Here is an 18607-nt window from a genome sequence, read left to right as displayed (position 1 = left end):
TTGACATCCCAACAATCCGGCAATACCGAAGCATTACATGTGCTGGAAACCGTCTTCGGTTATCCCGCCTTTCGTGGTCAGCAGGCCGAGATCATCGACCATGTCGCGCAGGGCGGCGACGCGCTGGTGCTGATGCCGACCGGCGGCGGCAAGTCGCTCTGTTACCAGATTCCAGCACTGCTGCGCGACGGCGTCGGCGTGGTGATTTCGCCGCTGATCGCGTTGATGCAGGATCAGGTCGATGCGCTGGCCGAGGTCGGCGTGCGGGCCGCGTTCCTGAATTCGACCCAGACTTTCGAAGAGTCCAGCCGGATTGAGCGCCAGCTGCGCAATGGCGAACTCGATCTGGTGTATGTCGCGCCCGAGCGCCTGATGACGCCGCGTTGCCTGGAATTGCTGCAGGCGTCGAAGATTGCGCTGTTTGCGATTGACGAGGCGCACTGCGTATCGCAATGGGGCCATGATTTCCGGCCGGAATATATCAAACTGTCGGTGCTGCACGAGCGTTTCCCACAGGTGCCGCGGATTGCGCTGACCGCCACCGCCGACCAGCAGACCCGCGATGAAATCGCCGAGCGGCTGCAACTGGCCGATGCGCGCAAATACGTATCTTCGTTCGACCGCCCGAACATCCGTTACCAGATCGTCGAAAAGGCCAATGGCCGCAAGCAGTTGCTCGATTTCATCCAGAGCGCGCATGGCGGCGACGCCGGCATCGTATATTGCCTGTCGCGCAAGAAAGTCGAAGAAACCGCTGAATTTTTAAACGACAATGGCATCCAATCGTTGCCCTATCACGCCGGCATGAAGTACGAACAGCGGGCCGCAAATCAGGCCCGTTTCCTGCGTGAAGACGGCATCGTGATGACCGCCACCATCGCCTTTGGCATGGGCATCGACAAACCCGACGTCCGGTTCGTCGCCCATCTGGATTTGCCCAAAAGCATCGAAGGCTATTATCAGGAAACCGGCCGCGCCGGGCGTGATGGCGCGCCAGCCAATGCGTGGATGACTTACGGCTTGCAGGATATGGTGCAGCAGCGGCGCATGATCGCCGAATCGGAAGCCGATGAAACTTTCAAGCGCGTGCTGGGCGCCAAGCTCGACGCGATGCTGGGGCTGTGCGAAACGCTGGCTTGCCGCCGGGTGCATTTGCTGGACTACTTCGGCCAAAGTTCCGAACGCTGCGGCAATTGCGATACCTGCCTGAACCCGCCCATCTCGTTCGACGGCACGGTGGCAGTGCAAAAACTGCTGTCCACCGTCTACCGTGTCGAGCAGCGCTTCGCCGGCGGCCATGTGATCGAAGTCTTGCGCGGGATTGAAACCGACCGCATCAAGCAGTGGCGGCACGACCAGCTATCGACTTTCGGTATCGGCGCAGAAAAGAGCGAGGCCGAATGGCGCGCCATTTTGCGCCAGGTCATTGCGCTCGGCCTGCTTGCGGTCGATTACGAATCGTATAGCGCGCTCAAACTCACCGATGCCGCGCGCCCGGTGCTGCGCGGCGCACAAAAAACCCAGCTTAGGCAATATCAGAAACCGCTCAAGCCGCGGCGTGAAAGCGGCAAGACAAAAGGCTATGAAGAATCGACGCTATCGGCGTCCGAGCAAGTGCTGTTCGACAAGCTGCGCTGGTGGCGGGTTGAGACCGCTCGCAAGAACAACGTGCCGGCCTACGTCATTTTCCATGACGCCACTCTGCGTGATATTGCCAAGGCCCAACCGCGCTCGATCGGCGATTTGCGTGGCGTAGCCGGGGTAGGGGAAAAGAAACTGGAAACCTACGGCGAGCAGATCGTGGCGCTGCTCGCAGAACTGATTTAAGTCGGAAGATATTTCGCTACCCTCCAGCCTGCGAGGGAGTTTTGCTCCTCTCCCCCCACAAGTGGGAGAGAGGGTTGAATAATTAGTGCGAAATTTCTTTCACTTAAATATACTGCTTTAGGTATATTTAATTCCCGCTTTATAAATATGCGGTGAGCACATTATTTTTTGGCATACCCCTACTAAAATTGGATATGCAAGTTAGCGCTTGCGAAACACCAGATCCCACACGCCGTGTCCCAACTTCAAGCCACGATTTTCGAACTTCGTCACCGGACGATATTCGGGACGCGGCGCAAATCCTTCTGCGGTATTTTCCAAGGCAGGTTCCGCCGACAGCACTGTCAGCATCTGATCCGCATATTCCTGCCAGTCGGTGGCGCAATGCAAATAGCCGCCCGGCGCAATCCGCGACGCCAGCAATTCCACCAGCGGCGACTGGATCATGCGGCGCTTGTTATGGCGCGCCTTGTGCCACGGATCGGGGAAGAAAATATGGATGCCGGCCAAAGATGCCGGCGCGATCATATGGGTCAGCACTTCAAACGCATCGTGCTGAATCAGGCGCAAATTGCTGAGTTTCTGCTCGTCGATCAGCTTCAACAAACTGCCCACGCCGGGCGTATGCACTTCCACCCCGATAAAGTTCTTCTCCGGCATGCCAGCTGCAATTTTGGCGCTGGTTTCGCCCATGCCAAAGCCGATTTCCAGAATAACCGGCGCGCTGCACCCGAAAGCCAGCGCTGGGTCCAGCGGTGCCTTGACGTAAGGCAAGCAATACTGCGGTCCCAACTCGGTAATCGCACGTCCTTGCGCCACCGACAGGCGGCCCGCACGCGTTACAAAACTGCGAATACGGTATTCGGTAGGGTCGTAAAAGCGGGCTTTGCCGCTATCGTCAGAAGATGGGGTGTCGGACATGCTGGGAATAGTCTGCAAGAAGGTTATGGCGGCTTGCGCTGCGCCAACAAAAAAGGCACCGAGTCAGGTGCCTTGAAAAACTGGAGCGGGTGAAGGGAATCGGACCCTCGTCGTAAGCTTGGGAAGCTTCTGCTCTACCATTGAGCTACACCCGCGAAGCGTGCATTCTACGCGGGTTTGTACAGGATTGGCAAATTTACAGTGGGCCTAAAGGAACGCCAATGGATGGCGGCTTGCCCCGCATTTTTTGCCAGCGGCACTATTATTGGCGCTGCTTTTCTTCCTTCTTGACCTTCTTGTCAGCCTTTTTTTCCTTCATTGTTTTGGCTGGTTCTTTCTTGACTGCTTTTTTTGAATCTTGGCTTTTGCTCATGATTTACTCCGTGGTTGAAAATTTTAATTTCTGCTAAGTATTCAATAAAACGGATCGCTACCCGCTTCGTTATTCGATAACTGGATTGCTATACAGCCGCCGCCAGTTTTAACGGCTTAAGTTTCGCCTAAATGCGCCCGGTCAAACGCGATTGCGGAAGCTGCCATGCTACCCTTTTTTGGCGTGATCTATCCGTGGATTGGCACTAACCGCAGTGCTATCAGCACTATTTTTCGGAATAGAGATATTCGCGTGAAAGACAAAATCATTTCCATGCGGGAATTATTGGAAAAAGCCCGGGCGAAAAATGGCGCACAAGAGGCCTGTAAATCTGGTTATTTTAAATATGGAAGCTGTGACGGCAACATACCGCCGAGAATGCGTTGCGGCCAACCAAAATACAAAAGATGGAGTGCGCAAGGATGGACTGAACTTCTACAAGGAATGTGGTAGATGGATCTCAGTTCGCAGTATTTTACGGGCCCAACTTACGTCGCTGCCCCAAGCGTAGCCAAAAAAAAACCGCATTGGCGGTTTCTCTAACTTGCTGATTATTATGGAATTTTGGTGCCGTTGGCCGGAATCGAACTGGCGACCTATTCGTTACGAGTGAATTGCTCTACCAACTGAGCTACAACGGCGGATTTTAAAAAACTTGTCAAATCTACTTAATTCTGCACCGCTGTTTTGGCGAGACCGGGGGGCATTTTAACAGTACGACGCCATGTTGGGAACTCCTGTTAATTGATGCGGATTTTTACAAGTACATTCAAGGTTTGGGGTGGCTGGTTTTTATCGCTCATTTATTGCATTTTAATAATTTTTTATATGTTGAATATATTATCAGTTTGATAGCAGAATTAGTAAGAAAATTCTTACTAATTAAAACACTAATCCTATGCCGGCATTCAGCAAGCACTGATTGAGACATCTGCCAGGAATTGCAATAATAAAACTGTGTATTGAAGCTTGGATGGGTTGAATGAATGTTACTCAGGCTTTCTGAAATACACATTGAAAATGTGTATTTCGATGTGAATACGCAGATTGAAACAACAATAGCTATAGATATGCCAAAGCAATTAAGTGCATAAAAATGTGATGTTTACACATGCAAGATCATCGGAATGGGTAAATATTTAAAAATTTTCGGAAATTGTAGATCATGTATTTTTGTCATGATTCCGGCAAAATTCGATGAAATCCTGTTCAGTTGATTTAGTTATTCCAAATTACTTGAGCTTTCAGAGGGGAAATACCATGCTGCAAACACAGATATCAAAAACTAAGCCGTTTTCACAAATTCTGCCGTCATCGTCTCTGGCTGCCGGACGGCAATGCCAAGGACGATTATGGTCCAGCCTTAAAGATGTCTGCGACTTGCTGCATATCCCTTTTGCTACAGTTTGTGACGATGAAGATTTGCTGTTCCAGCATGTGCAGTTCAAGGCAGGGCAAAGAGTGCATACCATTGGGCAACCATTCGATGCGCTGTATATAGTGCATTCCGGTTTTCTGAAAACCGTACTTATTGACGAATACGGTAATGAGCAAGTCCTCAGCTTTCCGATGAAGGCAGATATTCTCGGCGTTGATGGTATCAATTCACGGCTGTATTCATCCGAAGCAGTGGCGTTATCAGATTGCGATCTGATTTTGCTGCCATTCAAAAAACTGACCGCGCTTGCTCGCACACATGTTGAGCTTGAAAACGCAATATACGATGTGTTGAGCCGGGAACTGGTACGGGAACAAGCGATGGTCGGCATGCTGGGCGCACTCAGTGCAGAAGCCCGGGTCGCGCGGTTTCTTGTAACGTTGTCGGACAGATTTGCATTGATGGGGTATTCCAGCAAGTTTTTCAACCTCAGGATGACCCGGCACGAAATCGGCAGCTATCTGGGATTGACCTTGGAAACCGTCAGCAGGACTTTGTCCGCCTTTAACGAAATCGGCATGATTGCTGTTAATCAGCGCCGTTTGCCGCCATCACGGAATCGTTCGAAACAATCCAAGGAGAATAAATTGGCAGCTGCGGCATATGTAGTTCAATAACTGATACCGCACTTAAAAAAAATCCACTGAATTATTTCAGTGGATTTTTTTATTGTGGCGCAGCAATGTAGGCACGAATTTTCAATGAGTTTCAGCGAGAAGCACCGCAATATTGCGTGACAAAGGTGCGGACGCAGGGCCGAGTCGCCTGTCAACGAAAATGCTGTTGCCGGATATTTTCTTGGCTTGTTTTTTTGCTTCGGCTATCGCAGTGGAAATCTGGTGGTGCGAGTAAAACTTGCCTGGTTCAACCTTGACGATACCGATTGACAGGCTGATCAATGGGCAAAACACCTTGACGCCTTGCCTATCTTCGCTCAGATAACCGCCCCGTTCGCGATCTTCAATGCTGTAATAGCTTTGAATCATGCTGGCGAATTGTTCCAGAATCGCGTCGCAGCGCGCTTGCCAATCTCGGCTTTGCAGCAAGACGATGAAATCGTCACCGCCAATATGGCCAACCCAGTCCAGCTCAGGATCGACAAAGTCGATCAAAATTTGGCTCGATGACTGGATTACGTCGCCTCCGCGCCGGTATCGATAGGCATCATTGAACGGCTTGAAGTGATCCAGATCGCAGTAACAGGCGTAAAAATGGCTTCCGTTTTTCAGCAGCTTTCCCGGTAATAGGGTGAGTGGGTTGGCATAGCGCGCCGCATTCTGCATCTGGGTGATTTCGCAAACGAGATCTTGGCCGGTACCTATGTCAGCTAGAGCCTTTACCGGGAGCAGCGCTCACCAGCAAGCCAGGTTGCATTAGCCGCCCAATGTAAAATATGCCTTCGCCTGTTTAATCTAAGATTAAACAGTTGACCGCTTATTCGTATCAGCATTTGCCAATAAAGGATTTTTTGATGCGCCCAGTATTGATTGCTTTCGGCAGGGCGCTCCTGTCGCAAATGCACTACCGGATGTTGTTGCTGACTATCTTGCCGTTTTTGCTGTCAGTGATAATTTGGGGCTTGACGTTGTGGCAAGGACTGCAGCCATTGATAGATTGGCTGCAAGGTTATTTTCTTGAAAATGACGGCTTCCGGATTTCCGGCAATGTGCTGGTGATGCTGGGCCTGGGAGCATTGAAGACGGTGCTGGTGCCGTTGATTGCCATGTGGCTGTTGCTGCCGTTGATGATTTTGACGGCCTTGTTATGCATTGGCTTGGTTTCCATGCCGCTGATCGTCAAACACGTGGGCAAGCGCCATTTTCCTGCGCTGGAAGCACGCAAGGGAGGCTCGTTCTGGGGCAGCCTGTGGATGTCGGGCTCATCGTTCATTATCTTCATTCTTTTGTGGCTGCTTACTTTGCCGCTGTCGCTGGTGCCGCCGCTGACTTTCATTATTCTGACGATATTGTGGGGCTGGCTGACTTATCGCGTGATGGCTTACGATGCGCTGGCTGATTATGCCGATGCGCAGGAACGCCAGGCGATTTTGCGCATCCACCGCTGGCCTTTGCTAATGATCGGCGCGGTGAGCGGCGCGATGGGTGCGGCTCCCACCTTGCTGTGGCTGGGCGGCGCATTGTCCGTAATTTTTTTTCCGCTGCTGGCCGCGGGTTCGATCTGGCTGTATGTGCTGGTGTTCGTGTTCACCGGTTTGTGGTTCCAGTATTATTGTCTTGCGGCGCTGCAAAAATACAGGGCCGCCGATATTGCAGGCATCCAGTCGCCGCAAATTATGCCCAGAGATATCAACTGATATCGCTTCTTCCATTCTAAGAGACTCAAAACCATGGCTATCGGACTCATTATCATCGGTGACGAAATTCTGTCAGGCAAGAGGATTGACAAGCATTTCCCCAAAGTGGTCGAGCTATTGTCGGCGCGCGGATTGCAACTGGGCTGGGCCGAATATATCGGCGACCAGCGTGCGCGCATTACTGCTACTTTGTGCCGCACGTTTGCCAGCGGCGACATTGTTTTTTGTTGCGGCGGCATCGGCGCCACGCCCGACGACCATACCCGTCAGTGCGCCGCTGCCGCACTGGGTTTGCCGCTGGTGTTGCATCCAGAGGCGAAAGCGAAGATTCAGGAGCGCATTACGGAGATGGCCGTTGAAGCCGGAACTGCGCCAGACTTGAGTTCGCCGGAGCATTTGCAGCGCTTGAAAATGGGCGAATTTCCGCAAGGCGCCAGAATTATTCCAAATCCATTCAATAAAATCCCCGGGTTTTCATTTGGTCATCATCATTTCGTCCCCGGATTCCCGGTGATGGTCGGACCGATGATCGAATTGGTGCTCGATACCGAGTACCCGCATTTATTCCATCGGGAAGCGCGGCTGGAGAAATCGGTGCTGGTATTTGACGCAATGGAATCGAACCTGACGCCGCTGATGGAAGAAATCGAAGCTGAATTCACACTGATCAAGGTATTTAGCCTGCCCAGCGTGGGCGATGCCCAAACCCGCCGCCATATCGAGCTTGGCGTAAAAGGCCAGCCGCAGCAGGTTGACGCCGCATTTGCGAAAATGCTGGATGGCCTTGCGGCGCTAGGCGTGAATCTGTCGCAGCAGAGCTAAACGGTGTGATTTTGCGCAGGCTGCTACACTGCGGGCCTGCCGGAAGTAGCAGCGTTTACTCACCGGGTGCTTCGCGCCCGCTTTGCGCTCTTAATCTGCTTTATCTTATTTCTTAACGCTGCCAAAGGCAGAACCATCATGCAAACCGAACACTTTATCGTAGGCAAAGATGCCTCGCTTGAATTTTCCATTCAGTCCATGCAGGAAAAACTGCTGTCACGCGGTTTCCATATTGAAGAGCGCTCGTGGCTGAACCCGATCGAAGGCGTCTGGTCGGTGCATATCCGCGACCGCGACTGTCCGCTGATGTTTACCAACGGCAAAGGCGCATCCGAGCAGGCTGCGCGCGCCAGCGCGCTGGGCGAGTTTTTCGAACGCTTGTCCTGTAATTATTTCTGGACCCATTATTATCTGGGCGAAAAAAATGCCAATGCGGCGTTTACCCATTACCCGCAGGAGCGCTGGTTTGCACTGGAGGAGGATGAAGACAGTTGGCCGCAGGAACTGTTGACGCCCAAGTTGCAGCAGTTCTACAACCCGGAAGGCAGCATCGCCGCCGAGATGCTGGTCGATTACAACTCCGGCAATGCCGAGCGCGGCATCTGCGCGATGCCGTATGTGCGCCAGCGCGACGGCGTCACGGTCTGGTTCCCGGTCAACATCATCGGCAATCTGTATGTCAGCAACGGCATGTCGGCAGGCAATACCCAGGCCGAAGCGCGCACCCAGGCGCTGTCCGAGATTTTTGAGCGCGACGTCAAGTTCCGCATCATCCGCGAAGGCATCTGCCTGCCGGACGTACCGGAAGAAGTGATTAACCGCTACCCGCGCATCGCGGCCGGTATCCGCGATCTGCGCGCCGTCGGTTTTGGCATCCTGGTCAAAGACGCTTCGCTCGGCGGCCAATATCCGGTCATGAACGTGACGCTGCTCAATCCAAACGACCAAGGCTGCTTCTCCAGTTTCGGCGCCCATCCGCGCTTCGAGATCGCACTTGAACGCGCATTGACCGAGTTGCTGCAAGGCCGCGCGTTGGCATCGATGGACGGCTTTCCCGAGCCGGGTTTCGATATGGAAGAAATCGCCCACTCGCAAAACCTGGAAATCCACTTCGTCGATTCGAGCGGCATCATCAGCTGGAACTTCCTGAAGGACACGCCGGATTTCGCCTTCCACGACTGGAATTTCGGCACCACCACCGCCGAAGATTACGCCTGGTCGATCGCCAAAATCCACGACATGCAGCATGACATCTACATTGCCGACTTCACCCATCTGGGCGTCTACGGCTGCCGCATCCTGGTGCCCGGCATGTCCGACATCTATCCGGTCGAAGACCTGGAATGGGACAACAGCAGCATCGGCAATGCGATCCGCGAACCGATCCTGCACCTGCAGGAACTCGACGATGAAGAATGCGCCGACTTGCTCAGTACGCTCAACGACCTCGGCCTGGCCGAGCAGCGCCCTGTCGCCGCCATAATCGGCTTGGCGGCGGACTCCGCTTCGCTGTGGAAGGAATTGCGCATCGGCGAGCTGAAGACCTTGCTGGCGCTGGCGATTGGCGACACTGAAGCGATCCGCGAAGGCTGCGACTGGATCCGCAACTTCAATCAATTGAACGAAAGCCGGCAACGCGTCTATCGCTGCATTGAAAGTCTGATCGGGCTGGAAGACAGCGCGCCGTTCGAAGCTGCACTGCAGAGTCTGTACGGCGCTGAAACGCTGGCGCAGGCCAAAGCGTTGCTGGGCAGGGAAGATCGCTTTTACGGTTTGCAAACTCTGGGCATGAACCTCGATGGTTGCGAGATGCACCAGCAATTGTTGGCGGCCTATGACAAGGTGCAGTTGGCCAAACAGGCGGCGGTCAACTAAGGCCATGAGCAAATTCACCCTGGACCGCATCCTGCAATCGCAAGGCTTCGGTACCCGCAAATGGTGCCGCGCACTGATTGCCGATGGCGAAGTCAGCATCAACGGTGCTGCGGTGACCGACTATCGGGCTCAGATCGAGACCGATGGGCTGGAGTTGACCATCTTCGATGAAGTCTGGCCGTACCGCGAGCACGTGTATATCGCACTCAACAAGCCGGCCGATTTTGAATGTTCGAGGAAGCCCAGCCACCATCCCGGCGTACTCAGCATTCTGCCGGAACAGTTCACCTGGCGCGACGTGCAGCCGGTTGGCCGGCTCGATCACGACACCACCGGCATGCTGCTGATGTCGGACGACGGCCCTTTCATCCATGCACAATCGTCGCCGAAGCGGCATATCCCGAAAGTGTATGTCGCCACCACCGCCGAGCCGGTAACCGAGGAACTGGTGGCGCAATTGCTGGCCGGCGTTCAGCTGATTGACGAACCTGCACCGCTGGCGGCGGTAACTTGCCGCCAACGCGATACGCATAAGCTGGAAATCGTGCTGGAGCAGGGCAAATATCATCAGGTCAAGCGCATGCTGGCGGCTGCCGGCAACCATTGCGCCGCTCTGCACCGGGGGGCAATCGGCGGCTTGACGCTGGAAGCGCTGGGACTGGAGGAGGGCGAGTGGTGTTATCTGGATGCAGCGCAGCTGGCCTTGCTGGTGCCGACGGCGGATTAAGCCTGCGTAGCCTGGGCGAACGCATTAGGGGTGGGCGGGTGGAAGCCCGCCCTACCAATCTATTGATCTATTCACTCATGTAGCGATTTGCCGGCCGGACGCAAGCCCGGCCTGCCTGTATATCAGTGAGTATTTTTAAAATTTCCCTGAAAATATGCGGTAATGCCACTATTTTTAGCGGTACTACCACCTTGTATATTGCTTCCTACAGCCGTGCCGCCAGTTCCGCACCTTCGCGAATCGCCCGCTTGGCATCCAGTTCCGTTGCCAGTGCCGCGCCGCCGATCAGGTGAAATCTTGGCCCGCCGGTCGATTTTTCTGCCGGCATCAATTCGGCCAGCGCATCTTGTCCGGCGCACAGGATGATGTGGTCAACTTCCAGCAAGCGGGATTTCCCATCGACTGTGATGTGCAGACCTTGGTCATCGATCCTGTCGTAACCGACGCCGGCCAGCATTTCCACCCGATTGCGCTGCAGCGTGGCTCGATGCACCCAGCCGGAAGTTTTGCCCAGGCTGGCGCCCAGTTTGCTGGCTTTGCGCTGCAGCAGATAAATCTGCCGCAGCGGCGCTTCCAGTTTCGGCGCAACCAGGCCGCCATTGCCGCTTTCGGATGCGGCGTTCAAATCGACGCCCCATTCGCCGGCCCAGTGCGCCAGCGGTACCGGCAACGCCACTTCAGAATCATGCAGCAGGTACTCGCCGACATCGAAACCGATGCCGCCGGCACCGATGATCGCAACCCGCTTGCCGACTTGCGCCCGGTCGCGCAACACATCGATGTATGACAATACTTTCGGATGATCGACGCCATCGATGCGCGGCGTGCGCGGCTTGATTCCGGTGGCGACGATGATGTCGTCGAAACCTTGCGCCATCAACTGTTCGCGGGTGGTGCGCTGGTTTAGCCGCAGCTTGACGCCAGTCAGTTCGATCTGGCGGCCGAAGTAGCGAATCGTCTCGCTGAATTCTTCCTTGCCGGGCACCCGCATGGCCATGTTGAACTGGCCGCCGATGCCCGCGCTGGCTTCGAACAGCGTTACATCATGGCCGCATTCGGCGGCTACGGTGGCGGCTGACAAGCCGGCCGGGCCGGCGCCGACTACTGCCACCCGGCGCTTCTTGGCAGTTTTTGCGTACACCAGTTCGGTCTCGTGTCCGGCGCGTGGATTGACCAGGCAACTGGCGCGCTTGTTAGCGAAAGTATGGTCGAGGCAGGCCTGGTTGCAGCCGATGCAGGTATTGATCTGGTCGCTGCGGCCGTTGGCGGCCTTGTTGACGAAATCAGGATCGGCAAGGAATGGGCGCGCCATCGAAATCATGTCGGCGTCGCCGTTCCGCAGGATGTCTTCGGCTTCGGCCGGCATGTTGATGCGGTTGGAAGCCACTATCGGGATCGATAATTCCTGCCGCAGACGCGCTGCCACGCTGCGAAAAGCAGCGCGCGGCACCGAGGTCACGATGGTTGGCACCCGCGCTTCGTGCCAGCCGTAGCCGGTATTCATGATGGTCACGCCGGCCTGTTCTAGCGCTTTGGCAACCGTCACCACCTCATCCCAACTATTGCCGCCAGCGATCAAGTCCAGCAGCGAATGGCGATACATGATGATGAAATTGCCGCCGACCGCAGCGCGCACCCGGCGCACGATATCGACCGGCAGACGCATCCGGTTTTCGATGGTGCCGCCCCAGCGATCAGTGCGCAGATTGGTGCGGGCGCACAGAAATTGATTCAGCAGATAGCCTTCGCTACCCATGATTTCGATGCCGTCATAACCGGCGCGCTGCGCTAGCCGGGCGCAACGGATGTAATCGCGGATGGTGCTTTCAATGCCTTTTTCGCTCAATGCACGCGGGCGAAATTTTGAAATCGGCGATTTTACTGCCGAGGCGGAAACCACCAACGGCTGATAGCCGTAACGTCCCGCATGCAGGATTTGCATCAGGATTTTGCCGCCTTCCTGATGCACGGCGGTAGTTACGCGCCGATGATTCCAGAGATCGAATACGCTATTGAGCGTGCCGCCGAACGGCAGCAGCCAGCCGCGCCGGTCCGGTGAAATCCCGCCGGTGACGATCAGGCCGACCCCGCCGCGCGCTCGTTCGCGGAAGTAGGCGGCGAGTTTGGCGTAATTGTAAAAACGGTCTTCCAGCCCGGTATGCATTGAACCCATCATCACCCGATTGCGCAGGGTGGTGAAGCCAAGGTCGAGCGGTGCCAGCAGGTGAGGGTAGTGTGGATTGGTCATAGTGGTCGCAAGCGCATCGACAGGATGGAAAGACAGGTATTGGAACCTATTTCTGTAGATGGCAGGCTCTAAAGTCTGCGGTCGTGCAGCTGGAACGCGGCATGATGGTGCAGATCGCAATCCGCTTGCGAGGCAAGTGCATTTTTAAAAGACTGGCATAAATCAATAAATGCGCCAGTATTTTTTAATATGCTAACAATACATGCGGAAATAGCCATATTAATGGCTATACTCCGGCATATATTGTTATGTTGTAAGGGCTGTACTTGGCCTATATTCGACGCAAAATGAAGATTTTACGGGCAATTTAGAGCGCGGCTCGGCTACGGCTGCTGCGGTGTTTCCCCTCCCATTGCCGCCACCAAGTCGCCTAGCATGCGGTTGAGTTCGCCGGTCATCAGCGCGAAGTCGGAGTCGAAACGCTCTTCATCGTTTTGCATCTTGCTGTCGGAGTTTTCCTTGATCACATCCAGCGCGGTGACGCGTTTGATCGCCAGCGATTCGGTCAGCACGAATGAAATCCGGTCGGCCCAGGTCAGCGCCAGCCGCGTACATTGCTTGCCGGCGGCAATATGACGCCGTACATCGTCCGGATCGATGGTGTGGCTGACATAGCGCACTGCAGCTTTGTCTTCGCCGGCTGAACGCAGTTCGGTATCCTGATCGATGGTAAAACCTGCCGGCGCTTCGTCGGCCACCAGCCAGGATGTCATGGCTGCCACCGGCGATTGCGCTACTCGCAGGCTGTACAGCTTGATATCGTTGACCACTTTCAGCAGCGGCTTGAGAAGTTCATCGGCTTTCGACGGGCTGGCCGCATCCACCACCAGCCAGCCATTGACCGGATCGATCCAGGCCCAGGTGTTGCGGCGGATGCTGAATGCGCGCGGCAGCAATTCGTCGGTAACTTGCTCCTTGAGATCGCGCATTTGCTTGCGGCCGGGTTTGAATCCCTGCTGCTCTTCGAGTTCTGCGGCCTTGGCTTTGCATACCTGGTTGATGACCGAGGCCGGCAATAGCTTTTTTTCGGTGCCGAGCATGATCAGCAGCTGGCCATTGACTGTGTGTACCAGCAAGTCATTGTCGCGTGGCGAGGCCCAGCCCTGATTTTGCAGGTCCATGCTGGTGGACGGCCCAAAAGCCAGCTTTGCCAGCGCCAGGTTGAGGCTCTGGGCAGTCAGGTTTACGGGGAGGGTAAGGCGATATAGCTGGAGATTTTTGAACCACATGATAGATATATAAATTAAATGTATGAATGAATGCGTAAGCATGGAGTTTCCGGCCAACCTGGAGTGGTTTGCCGGAAATTATCGATTGGTGGAAATATCCGGCCGCAGACGTACCGGGCTATTGGATTTTACGCATCGTAATCCCGCATCAGGCCGCCGATGGAATCATCGGTAACCCGGGATGCCGGGAGAATGGCGGAATTAACGGTTGCGTTTCTTGCTGGGGGCCTTGACGCGGCGGCTGCTGCTGGCGCGGGCGATGTTGTTGCGTCCCGTATTACTGGCAAATGGCACCTGCAGACGCAGACGCTGCCCGAATTTCAGCTGATCGCGGTTCAGGCTATTCCAGTCCTTGAGTTGTGCAATCGAGACCTGGTAGCGATTTGCGATCGAGAGCAGGCTGTCTCGCTTGCCTACTTTGACGACGATGTTTTTGGTATCGGGATGATCCGGCTCGACTGAGATGGTGGCATTGTCTGCAATGTCGGAAGTGATGTCGTTGTAGAAGGTATCGATGGCCTTCGGCACCAGAATGGTGGACCCGGCCTTGAGCACCATTTTTTGCGCAATATGGTTGACTTCACGAATTATTTCAGCCTTGGTGCCGAACATGCGGGCGATGTTTTCGATCCGCTCGCGGGTGCCGACGGTGATCGAAGTCCAGGTGGAGAGCGGACGCTGCCATTTGGCAAGATTGCGCTGGAATTTTTCAGCGTTGTCATGCGGCAATAAAATCTGGGTTTTCTCGCCGCCGATGATGATCGGGCGATTGAACTGGGGGTTTAGCGCCTTGAATTCAGTGATCGGCAATTCCGCCAGCTGGGCTGCGATCTTGATGTCGATGTTGCGGGTTTTATTGATGGTGACGAAATACGGTTGATTTTCCACTTTTGGCAAGTTGATGCCATAGTGCCCCGGATCTGCGATGATATTTTTAATTGCCAGTAATTTCGGAACGTAATTGCGGGTTTCTGCCGGCATCAGATTCGACAGGCCATTGAAATCGGTCGGCTTGCCGGCAGCTTCGTTCTTCTTCATGGCGCGCTGCACCGAGCCTTCGCCCCAGTTATAGGCCGCCAGCGCCAGCTGCCAGTCGCCGAACATGCCGTACAGCTTCTCCAGATAATTGAGGGCAGCGTCGGTCGATGCCAGAACATCGCGCCGTTCATCCTTGAACATGGTTTGCTTGAGCTTGAACATCAAACCGGTAGAAGGAATGAATTGCCACATGCCGGACGCCTTGGCGCTGGAATAGGCTTCCGGGTTGAAAGCGGATTCGACAAAAGGCAACAGCGCCAGTTCGGTCGGCATGCCGCGCTTGTCCAGTTCCTGCACTACATGAAATAAATAGCGTGATGCGCGTTTGGTGGTGCGCAAAAAATATTCCGGGTTAGCGCTGTAGAGAGCCGCCTGACTGGCCACTAGCGGGCTATCCAGATCCTGGATACTGAAACCGGTACGGATGCGCTCCCAGACGTCGACTTCTTCCATCGCCAGCACTTGCGCAGCATCGTTCTCGTCGCTGCCAAACGCGGTTCCAGGTGCCATGATGGCGGAAGAAATCGTGATGTCGTTAGCTTGACTTAGGAGGGGGGCGCTGAAGCACAGCAGTAGCGCTAGCTTGAGTGGGAGTAGGGGGAATCGGGATAATCGAGATAATCGGCGCATGGGATTGATTTGGTTTGGCTGAATCATCGTCTTTAAGGGTATAAATTCAATCGTTGGAGTGTACGTAGCTGCCTTTTATCGCGCAAGCAATATTACATTTTTACGTTTGACTTACCTGCCCGGTATTAACTTTGTAATAAATACTTTTCAGAGTTTTTTTATTGTATTTTTTTTAACAGAAAAAAGTGTCTTTTTGGTGGCCTGGACCGCTCTAAGTTAGAGAAATATCAATGGAAAGTGTTTTTCCATTCGCGCAGCGCAGCAAATGCCGCTACCGGCGTATTCTCCCGCAACCTGCCGCTGGAAATCAGGCGCCCGACGATGGCCGGCGTTTGGTCGCGCAAAAAAGGATTGGTCGCTTTTTCCAGCCCGATGGTCGATGGCACGGTTGCCAATCCCTGTTCGCGTTTTTCTTGTTCGCGCTCGAAGCGCAGCGCCAGGGCGGCATTTTCCGGTTCGACTTCCAGCGCAAAGCGCAAGTTGGCGAGGGTATATTCATGCGCGCAATAAACTTGTGTCGAATCCGGCAATGACGCCAACTGTGTCAGGGAGGCGCGCATTTGCGCCGGCGTACCCTCGAACAAACGCCCGCAACCGCCGGCAAACAGTGTGTCGCCGCAAAATAGCCAGCCCTGCTCCGGCGCTAGATAGGCGATATGGTCCAAGGTATGACCAGGCACCTCCAGCACCGAGAATTGCAGCCCCAGTTCAGGTACAGTCACGCCATCGTCTTGCGACAACCGGTGGCTAACGCCTGTGATAGTCTCGTTTGCCGGGCCATATACCGGCACCGCGAAGTGCTGCAATAATTGCGTTACGCCACCGACGTGGTCGCCATGATGGTGCGTCAGCAAAATAGCGACCAGTTTCAGGCGCAGGCTGGCGAGTGCAGCTAAAATGGGCGCCGCATCACCGGGATCGACGACCACCGCAGAATGTGTATCGTGTATCAGCCATAGATAATTATCGTTAAATGCAGGTACAGCTAATACAATCAAAGGTTTGGGAAGTCCGGTAGACATGGCATATCCGTCATCAGAAAAATCCATTATAGCGCTCGGTTCCTGGCTCGATACACCGGCTGGCGCATACCTGCGCGTCTGGGAGCAGGCCCGCTTTGATGCATTGACTGTGGATATTTTCGGCTTCAATTCAGTTCAGATAGGACTGCCACAAATAGCCGCGCTGAACGCCAATAGAATGCCGCGCCGATGGCTGACGAACACCCATGCGCCAAAACAGGCAACGCTGCCGATTACGCTGCTGCATGATTTTGCTGAACTTCCCTTTGCGTCGCAAAGCCTGGATCTGGTGGTGTTGCCGCATGTGCTGGAGTTCGCTCAGGAGCCGCACCAGATTCTGCGCGAGGTGGAGCGCGTCCTGATACCGGAAGGGCAGGTCATCATCAGCGGCTTCAATCCAGCCAGTCTATGGGGAATACGGCAGGTGGTGGGACGACTCAGCGGAGCGCATTTTTTGCCGCAAAATGGGGAATTCATCAGCTTGCCACGTTTGAAAGATTGGCTCAAGTTGCTCAACATGGAAGTCAGCCGTGGACATTTCGGTTGCTATGTGCCGCCCTGCAAAACCGACCAGTGGCTGCAGCGTTTTGCCTTCATGGAAAAAGCGGGCGATCGTTGGTGGCCGTATTTCGGCGCGGTTTATATCGTGCAGGCGATCAAGCGTGTCAAAGGCATGCACCTGATTGGCCCAGTCTGGAGCAAAAAACCAGTGCAAGCGGGCAACCGCGTGCCAGTCACTAATAAAATCAGCAGAAAAAACAATGGATAAAATTGAAATATTTACAGATGGCGCTTGCAAGGGCAATCCAGGACCAGGTGGCTGGGGCGCACTGCTAGTGGCCGATGGCAAACAAAAGGAATTATTTGGCGGCGAACTAAATACCACTAATAACCGGATGGAGTTGACCGCCATCATCAAAGCATTGGCGGCGCTCAACCGGCCGTGCGAAGTGGTGCTGCACACTGACAGCCAATACGTGCTCAAGGGTATTACCGAGTGGATCAAAGGCTGGAAGGCGCGCGGCTGGAAAACCGCTGCCAAAGCGCCGGTCAAGAACGTCGATTTATGGCTAACACTGGATGCCGAGCAAGCCAGACACCGTATTGAATGGCACTGGGTACGCGGACATTCCGGCCATGTCGGCAATGAGCGCGCCGATGCGCTCGCCAACCTTGGTGTGGAATCCATTCTATAAATTTAACATAGGGAGTATGCCGTAAAATAGCATTATCCCCGCAATATAATATTGGCTATAAAAAATACACTAGATAAGTATGTGTAGACGCCATGAACAGGTAAAAGTGACTATGCGGCAAATTCTCCTCGATACAGAAACAACCGGTTTGAACGCGCGCTCGGGCGACCGCATTATTGAAATCGGTTGCGTAGAGCTTCTGAGTCGCCGCCTTACCGGCAATAATCTGCATTTTTACGTCAATCCGGAGCGCGACTCGGAAGAAGGTGCGCTCGCAGTGCATGGCTTGACGACCAAGTTTTTGAGTGACAAGCCCAAATTTGCAGAAGTCGCAAACGATTTGCTGGATTATGTCAATGGTGCTGAAATCATTATCCACAACGCGCCTTTCGATCTGGCGTTTCTGAATGCCGAACTTAAGCGCCTTGATTTGCAGAACTTTGATACTTACACGGGGAAAATTACCGATACGCTAGTGCAGGCAAAAGAGCTGCACCCAGGCAAACGCAACTCGCTGAACGCCCTGTGCGACCGCTATGGCATTTCGAATGCACATCGCACCTTGCATGGCGCGCTGCTGGATGCGGAATTGCTGGCCGAAGTCTATCTAGCTCTGACGCGCGGGCAAAACAGTTTTTCCATCGATCTGCCGCCGCCGGAGCAAGAACTTGCCAGCGGCACCGCCACGGAAATGCCGCCGTTAGCGGATGTCATACGCGTTTGCGCTACAGCGGAAGAGCTTGCCGAACATGATGCTATTCTGATTAGCCTTGATAAAGAGACCAGAGGCGATTGCGTATGGGGCAAGAAGAACGCTGCTTAATCGTTCCATAAGTTAAGCCCAAGGGCAGTTGTACAGGGCGATTTTTTGTGAAAATTGCATGCTGACATGCTACGCATCGATAAGTTAGCCTTGAAGTTTGACCGTCCCCGTGGCAACGGGCTAA

16 protein-coding genes and 2 tRNA genes are annotated in these 18607 nt (G+C 54.3%); 10 read left to right on the top strand and 8 right to left on the bottom strand.

All coding sequences use genetic code 11. The features are described 5' to 3' along the window. The gene (gene recQ / locus FKCLFG_RS10225; protein ID WP_472612986.1) at positions 1-1827 is read left to right on the top strand and encodes a DNA helicase RecQ; all 1827 of its coding nucleotides are present in this window, start codon (positions 1-3) and stop codon (positions 1825-1827) included. A 201-nt stretch (positions 1828-2028) separates the two neighbouring features. Here the strand turns inward: recQ and trmB are convergent, their stop codons facing one another. Continuing rightward, entirely contained in the window at positions 2029-2748 is a 720-nt protein-coding gene (gene trmB / locus FKCLFG_RS10220; protein WP_472612985.1) for a tRNA (guanosine(46)-N7)-methyltransferase TrmB, read from the bottom strand. A gap of 81 nt (positions 2749-2829) precedes the next feature. Continuing rightward, a tRNA-Gly gene (locus FKCLFG_RS10215) sits at positions 2830-2903 on the bottom strand. Between the two features lie 383 nt (positions 2904-3286). On the opposite strand from FKCLFG_RS10215, the gene FKCLFG_RS10210 reads away from it, so the two are divergent. Next, entirely contained in the window at positions 3287-3574 is a 288-nt protein-coding gene (locus tag FKCLFG_RS10210) for a hypothetical protein (RefSeq protein WP_472612984.1), read from the top strand. Positions 3575-3686: 112 nt separating this feature from the next. Here the strand turns inward: FKCLFG_RS10210 and FKCLFG_RS10205 are convergent. Continuing rightward, positions 3687-3762 (bottom strand) — tRNA-Thr (locus FKCLFG_RS10205). Between the two features lie 619 nt (positions 3763-4381). Here FKCLFG_RS10205 and FKCLFG_RS10200 point away from each other — a divergent pair. Continuing rightward, the gene (locus FKCLFG_RS10200; protein ID WP_472612983.1) at positions 4382-5176 is read left to right on the top strand and encodes a Crp/Fnr family transcriptional regulator; all 795 of its coding nucleotides are present in this window, start codon (positions 4382-4384) and stop codon (positions 5174-5176) included. A gap of 81 nt (positions 5177-5257) precedes the next feature. Here the strand turns inward: FKCLFG_RS10200 and FKCLFG_RS10195 are convergent, their stop codons facing one another. Continuing rightward, positions 5258-5842 (bottom strand): diguanylate cyclase domain-containing protein, encoded by a 585-nt coding sequence (locus tag FKCLFG_RS10195; RefSeq protein WP_472612982.1) that lies wholly within the window; start codon positions 5840-5842, stop codon positions 5258-5260. A gap of 188 nt (positions 5843-6030) precedes the next feature. Here FKCLFG_RS10195 and FKCLFG_RS10190 point away from each other — a divergent pair, with 188 nt between their 5' ends. The 4 genes from FKCLFG_RS10190 to FKCLFG_RS10175 all read left to right on the top strand — a co-directional run bounded on the left by FKCLFG_RS10190 (position 6031) and on the right by FKCLFG_RS10175 (position 10297). Next, positions 6031-6873, top strand: a complete 843-nt coding sequence (locus FKCLFG_RS10190) for an EI24 domain-containing protein (RefSeq protein ID WP_472612981.1) — start codon at positions 6031-6033, stop codon at positions 6871-6873. Between the two features lie 33 nt (positions 6874-6906). Continuing rightward, positions 6907-7695 carry a competence/damage-inducible protein A gene (locus tag FKCLFG_RS10185; RefSeq protein WP_472612980.1) on the top strand — a complete coding sequence of 263 codons (789 nt, stop codon included), beginning with the start codon at positions 6907-6909 and terminating at the stop codon, positions 7693-7695. 138 nt (positions 7696-7833) lie between these two features. Further along, a complete protein-coding gene (gene ycaO / locus FKCLFG_RS10180; RefSeq protein WP_472612979.1) occupies positions 7834-9570 on the top strand; it encodes a 30S ribosomal protein S12 methylthiotransferase accessory factor YcaO in 1737 nt (578 codons plus the stop codon). Between the two features lie 4 nt (positions 9571-9574). Beyond that, positions 9575-10297, top strand: coding sequence for a pseudouridine synthase (locus tag FKCLFG_RS10175; protein WP_472612978.1), 723 nt, complete (start codon positions 9575-9577; stop codon positions 10295-10297). A 205-nt stretch (positions 10298-10502) separates the two neighbouring features. Here FKCLFG_RS10175 and FKCLFG_RS10170 read toward each other — a convergent pair whose 3' ends face one another. The 4 genes from FKCLFG_RS10170 to gloB form a co-directional block, all read right to left on the bottom strand. Continuing rightward, entirely contained in the window at positions 10503-12545 is a 2043-nt protein-coding gene (locus FKCLFG_RS10170) for an oxidoreductase (protein ID WP_472612977.1), read from the bottom strand. Positions 12546-12868: 323 nt separating this feature from the next. After that, positions 12869-13774 carry a recombination-associated protein RdgC gene (locus FKCLFG_RS10165; RefSeq protein WP_472612976.1) on the bottom strand — a complete coding sequence of 302 codons (906 nt, stop codon included), beginning with the start codon at positions 13772-13774 and terminating at the stop codon, positions 12869-12871. A 201-nt stretch (positions 13775-13975) separates the two neighbouring features. Next, complete coding sequence (locus tag FKCLFG_RS10160; RefSeq protein ID WP_472612975.1) at positions 13976-15442, bottom strand: transglycosylase SLT domain-containing protein; 1467 nt, start codon at positions 15440-15442, stop codon at positions 13976-13978. A gap of 227 nt (positions 15443-15669) precedes the next feature. Continuing rightward, positions 15670-16464, bottom strand: coding sequence for a hydroxyacylglutathione hydrolase (gene gloB, locus FKCLFG_RS10155; protein WP_472612974.1), 795 nt, complete (start codon positions 16462-16464; stop codon positions 15670-15672). Between gloB and FKCLFG_RS10150 the strand changes: the two genes are divergently transcribed. From FKCLFG_RS10150 to dnaQ, 3 genes are all read left to right on the top strand, one after another. Further along, a complete protein-coding gene (locus FKCLFG_RS10150) occupies positions 16463-17233 on the top strand; it encodes a class I SAM-dependent methyltransferase (protein WP_472612973.1) in 771 nt (256 codons plus the stop codon). The two genes, gloB and FKCLFG_RS10150, sit on opposite strands and share 2 nt — an antisense overlap. Further along, positions 17226-17660, top strand: a complete 435-nt coding sequence (rnhA, locus tag FKCLFG_RS10145) for a ribonuclease HI (RefSeq protein WP_472612972.1) — start codon at positions 17226-17228, stop codon at positions 17658-17660. The genes FKCLFG_RS10150 and rnhA overlap by 8 nt, the downstream gene beginning before the upstream one ends. A gap of 112 nt (positions 17661-17772) precedes the next feature. Beyond that, on the top strand, positions 17773-18483 hold the full coding sequence (gene dnaQ / locus FKCLFG_RS10140) for a DNA polymerase III subunit epsilon (protein WP_472612971.1): 711 nt from the start codon (positions 17773-17775) through the stop codon (positions 18481-18483). Positions 18484-18607: the final 124 nt, after the last annotated feature.

The organism is Gelidimonas denitrificans (genome assembly GCF_055694065.1).
The sequence above is the reverse complement of the archived record's forward strand: the minus strand, read 5'-3'. Positions and strand labels throughout refer to the sequence as shown.

Excerpts from the sequence above, each read along its gene's own strand:
- trmB (WP_472612985.1), bottom strand. The coding sequence starts at position 2,748 with ATGTCCGACACCCCATCTTCTGACGATAGCGGCAAAGCCCGCTTTTAC.
- FKCLFG_RS10210 (WP_472612984.1), top strand. The coding sequence starts at position 3,287 with ATGCTACCCTTTTTTGGCGTGATCTATCCGTGGATTGGCACTAACCGC.
- FKCLFG_RS10200 (WP_472612983.1), top strand. The coding sequence starts at position 4,382 with ATGCTGCAAACACAGATATCAAAAACTAAGCCGTTTTCACAAATTCTG.
- FKCLFG_RS10195 (WP_472612982.1), bottom strand. The coding sequence starts at position 5,842 with ATGCAGAATGCGGCGCGCTATGCCAACCCACTCACCCTATTACCGGGA.
- FKCLFG_RS10190 (WP_472612981.1), top strand. The coding sequence starts at position 6,031 with ATGCGCCCAGTATTGATTGCTTTCGGCAGGGCGCTCCTGTCGCAAATG.
- FKCLFG_RS10185 (WP_472612980.1), top strand. The coding sequence starts at position 6,907 with ATGGCTATCGGACTCATTATCATCGGTGACGAAATTCTGTCAGGCAAG.
- ycaO (WP_472612979.1), top strand. The coding sequence starts at position 7,834 with ATGCAAACCGAACACTTTATCGTAGGCAAAGATGCCTCGCTTGAATTT.
- FKCLFG_RS10175 (WP_472612978.1), top strand. The coding sequence starts at position 9,575 with ATGAGCAAATTCACCCTGGACCGCATCCTGCAATCGCAAGGCTTCGGT.
- FKCLFG_RS10170 (WP_472612977.1), bottom strand. The coding sequence starts at position 12,545 with ATGACCAATCCACACTACCCTCACCTGCTGGCACCGCTCGACCTTGGC.
- FKCLFG_RS10165 (WP_472612976.1), bottom strand. The coding sequence starts at position 13,774 with ATGTGGTTCAAAAATCTCCAGCTATATCGCCTTACCCTCCCCGTAAAC.
- FKCLFG_RS10160 (WP_472612975.1), bottom strand. The coding sequence starts at position 15,442 with ATGCGCCGATTATCTCGATTATCCCGATTCCCCCTACTCCCACTCAAG.
- FKCLFG_RS10150 (WP_472612973.1), top strand. The coding sequence starts at position 16,463 with ATGGCATATCCGTCATCAGAAAAATCCATTATAGCGCTCGGTTCCTGG.
- gloB (WP_472612974.1), bottom strand. The coding sequence starts at position 16,464 with ATGTCTACCGGACTTCCCAAACCTTTGATTGTATTAGCTGTACCTGCA.
- rnhA (WP_472612972.1), top strand. The coding sequence starts at position 17,226 with ATGGATAAAATTGAAATATTTACAGATGGCGCTTGCAAGGGCAATCCA.
- dnaQ (WP_472612971.1), top strand. The coding sequence starts at position 17,773 with ATGCGGCAAATTCTCCTCGATACAGAAACAACCGGTTTGAACGCGCGC.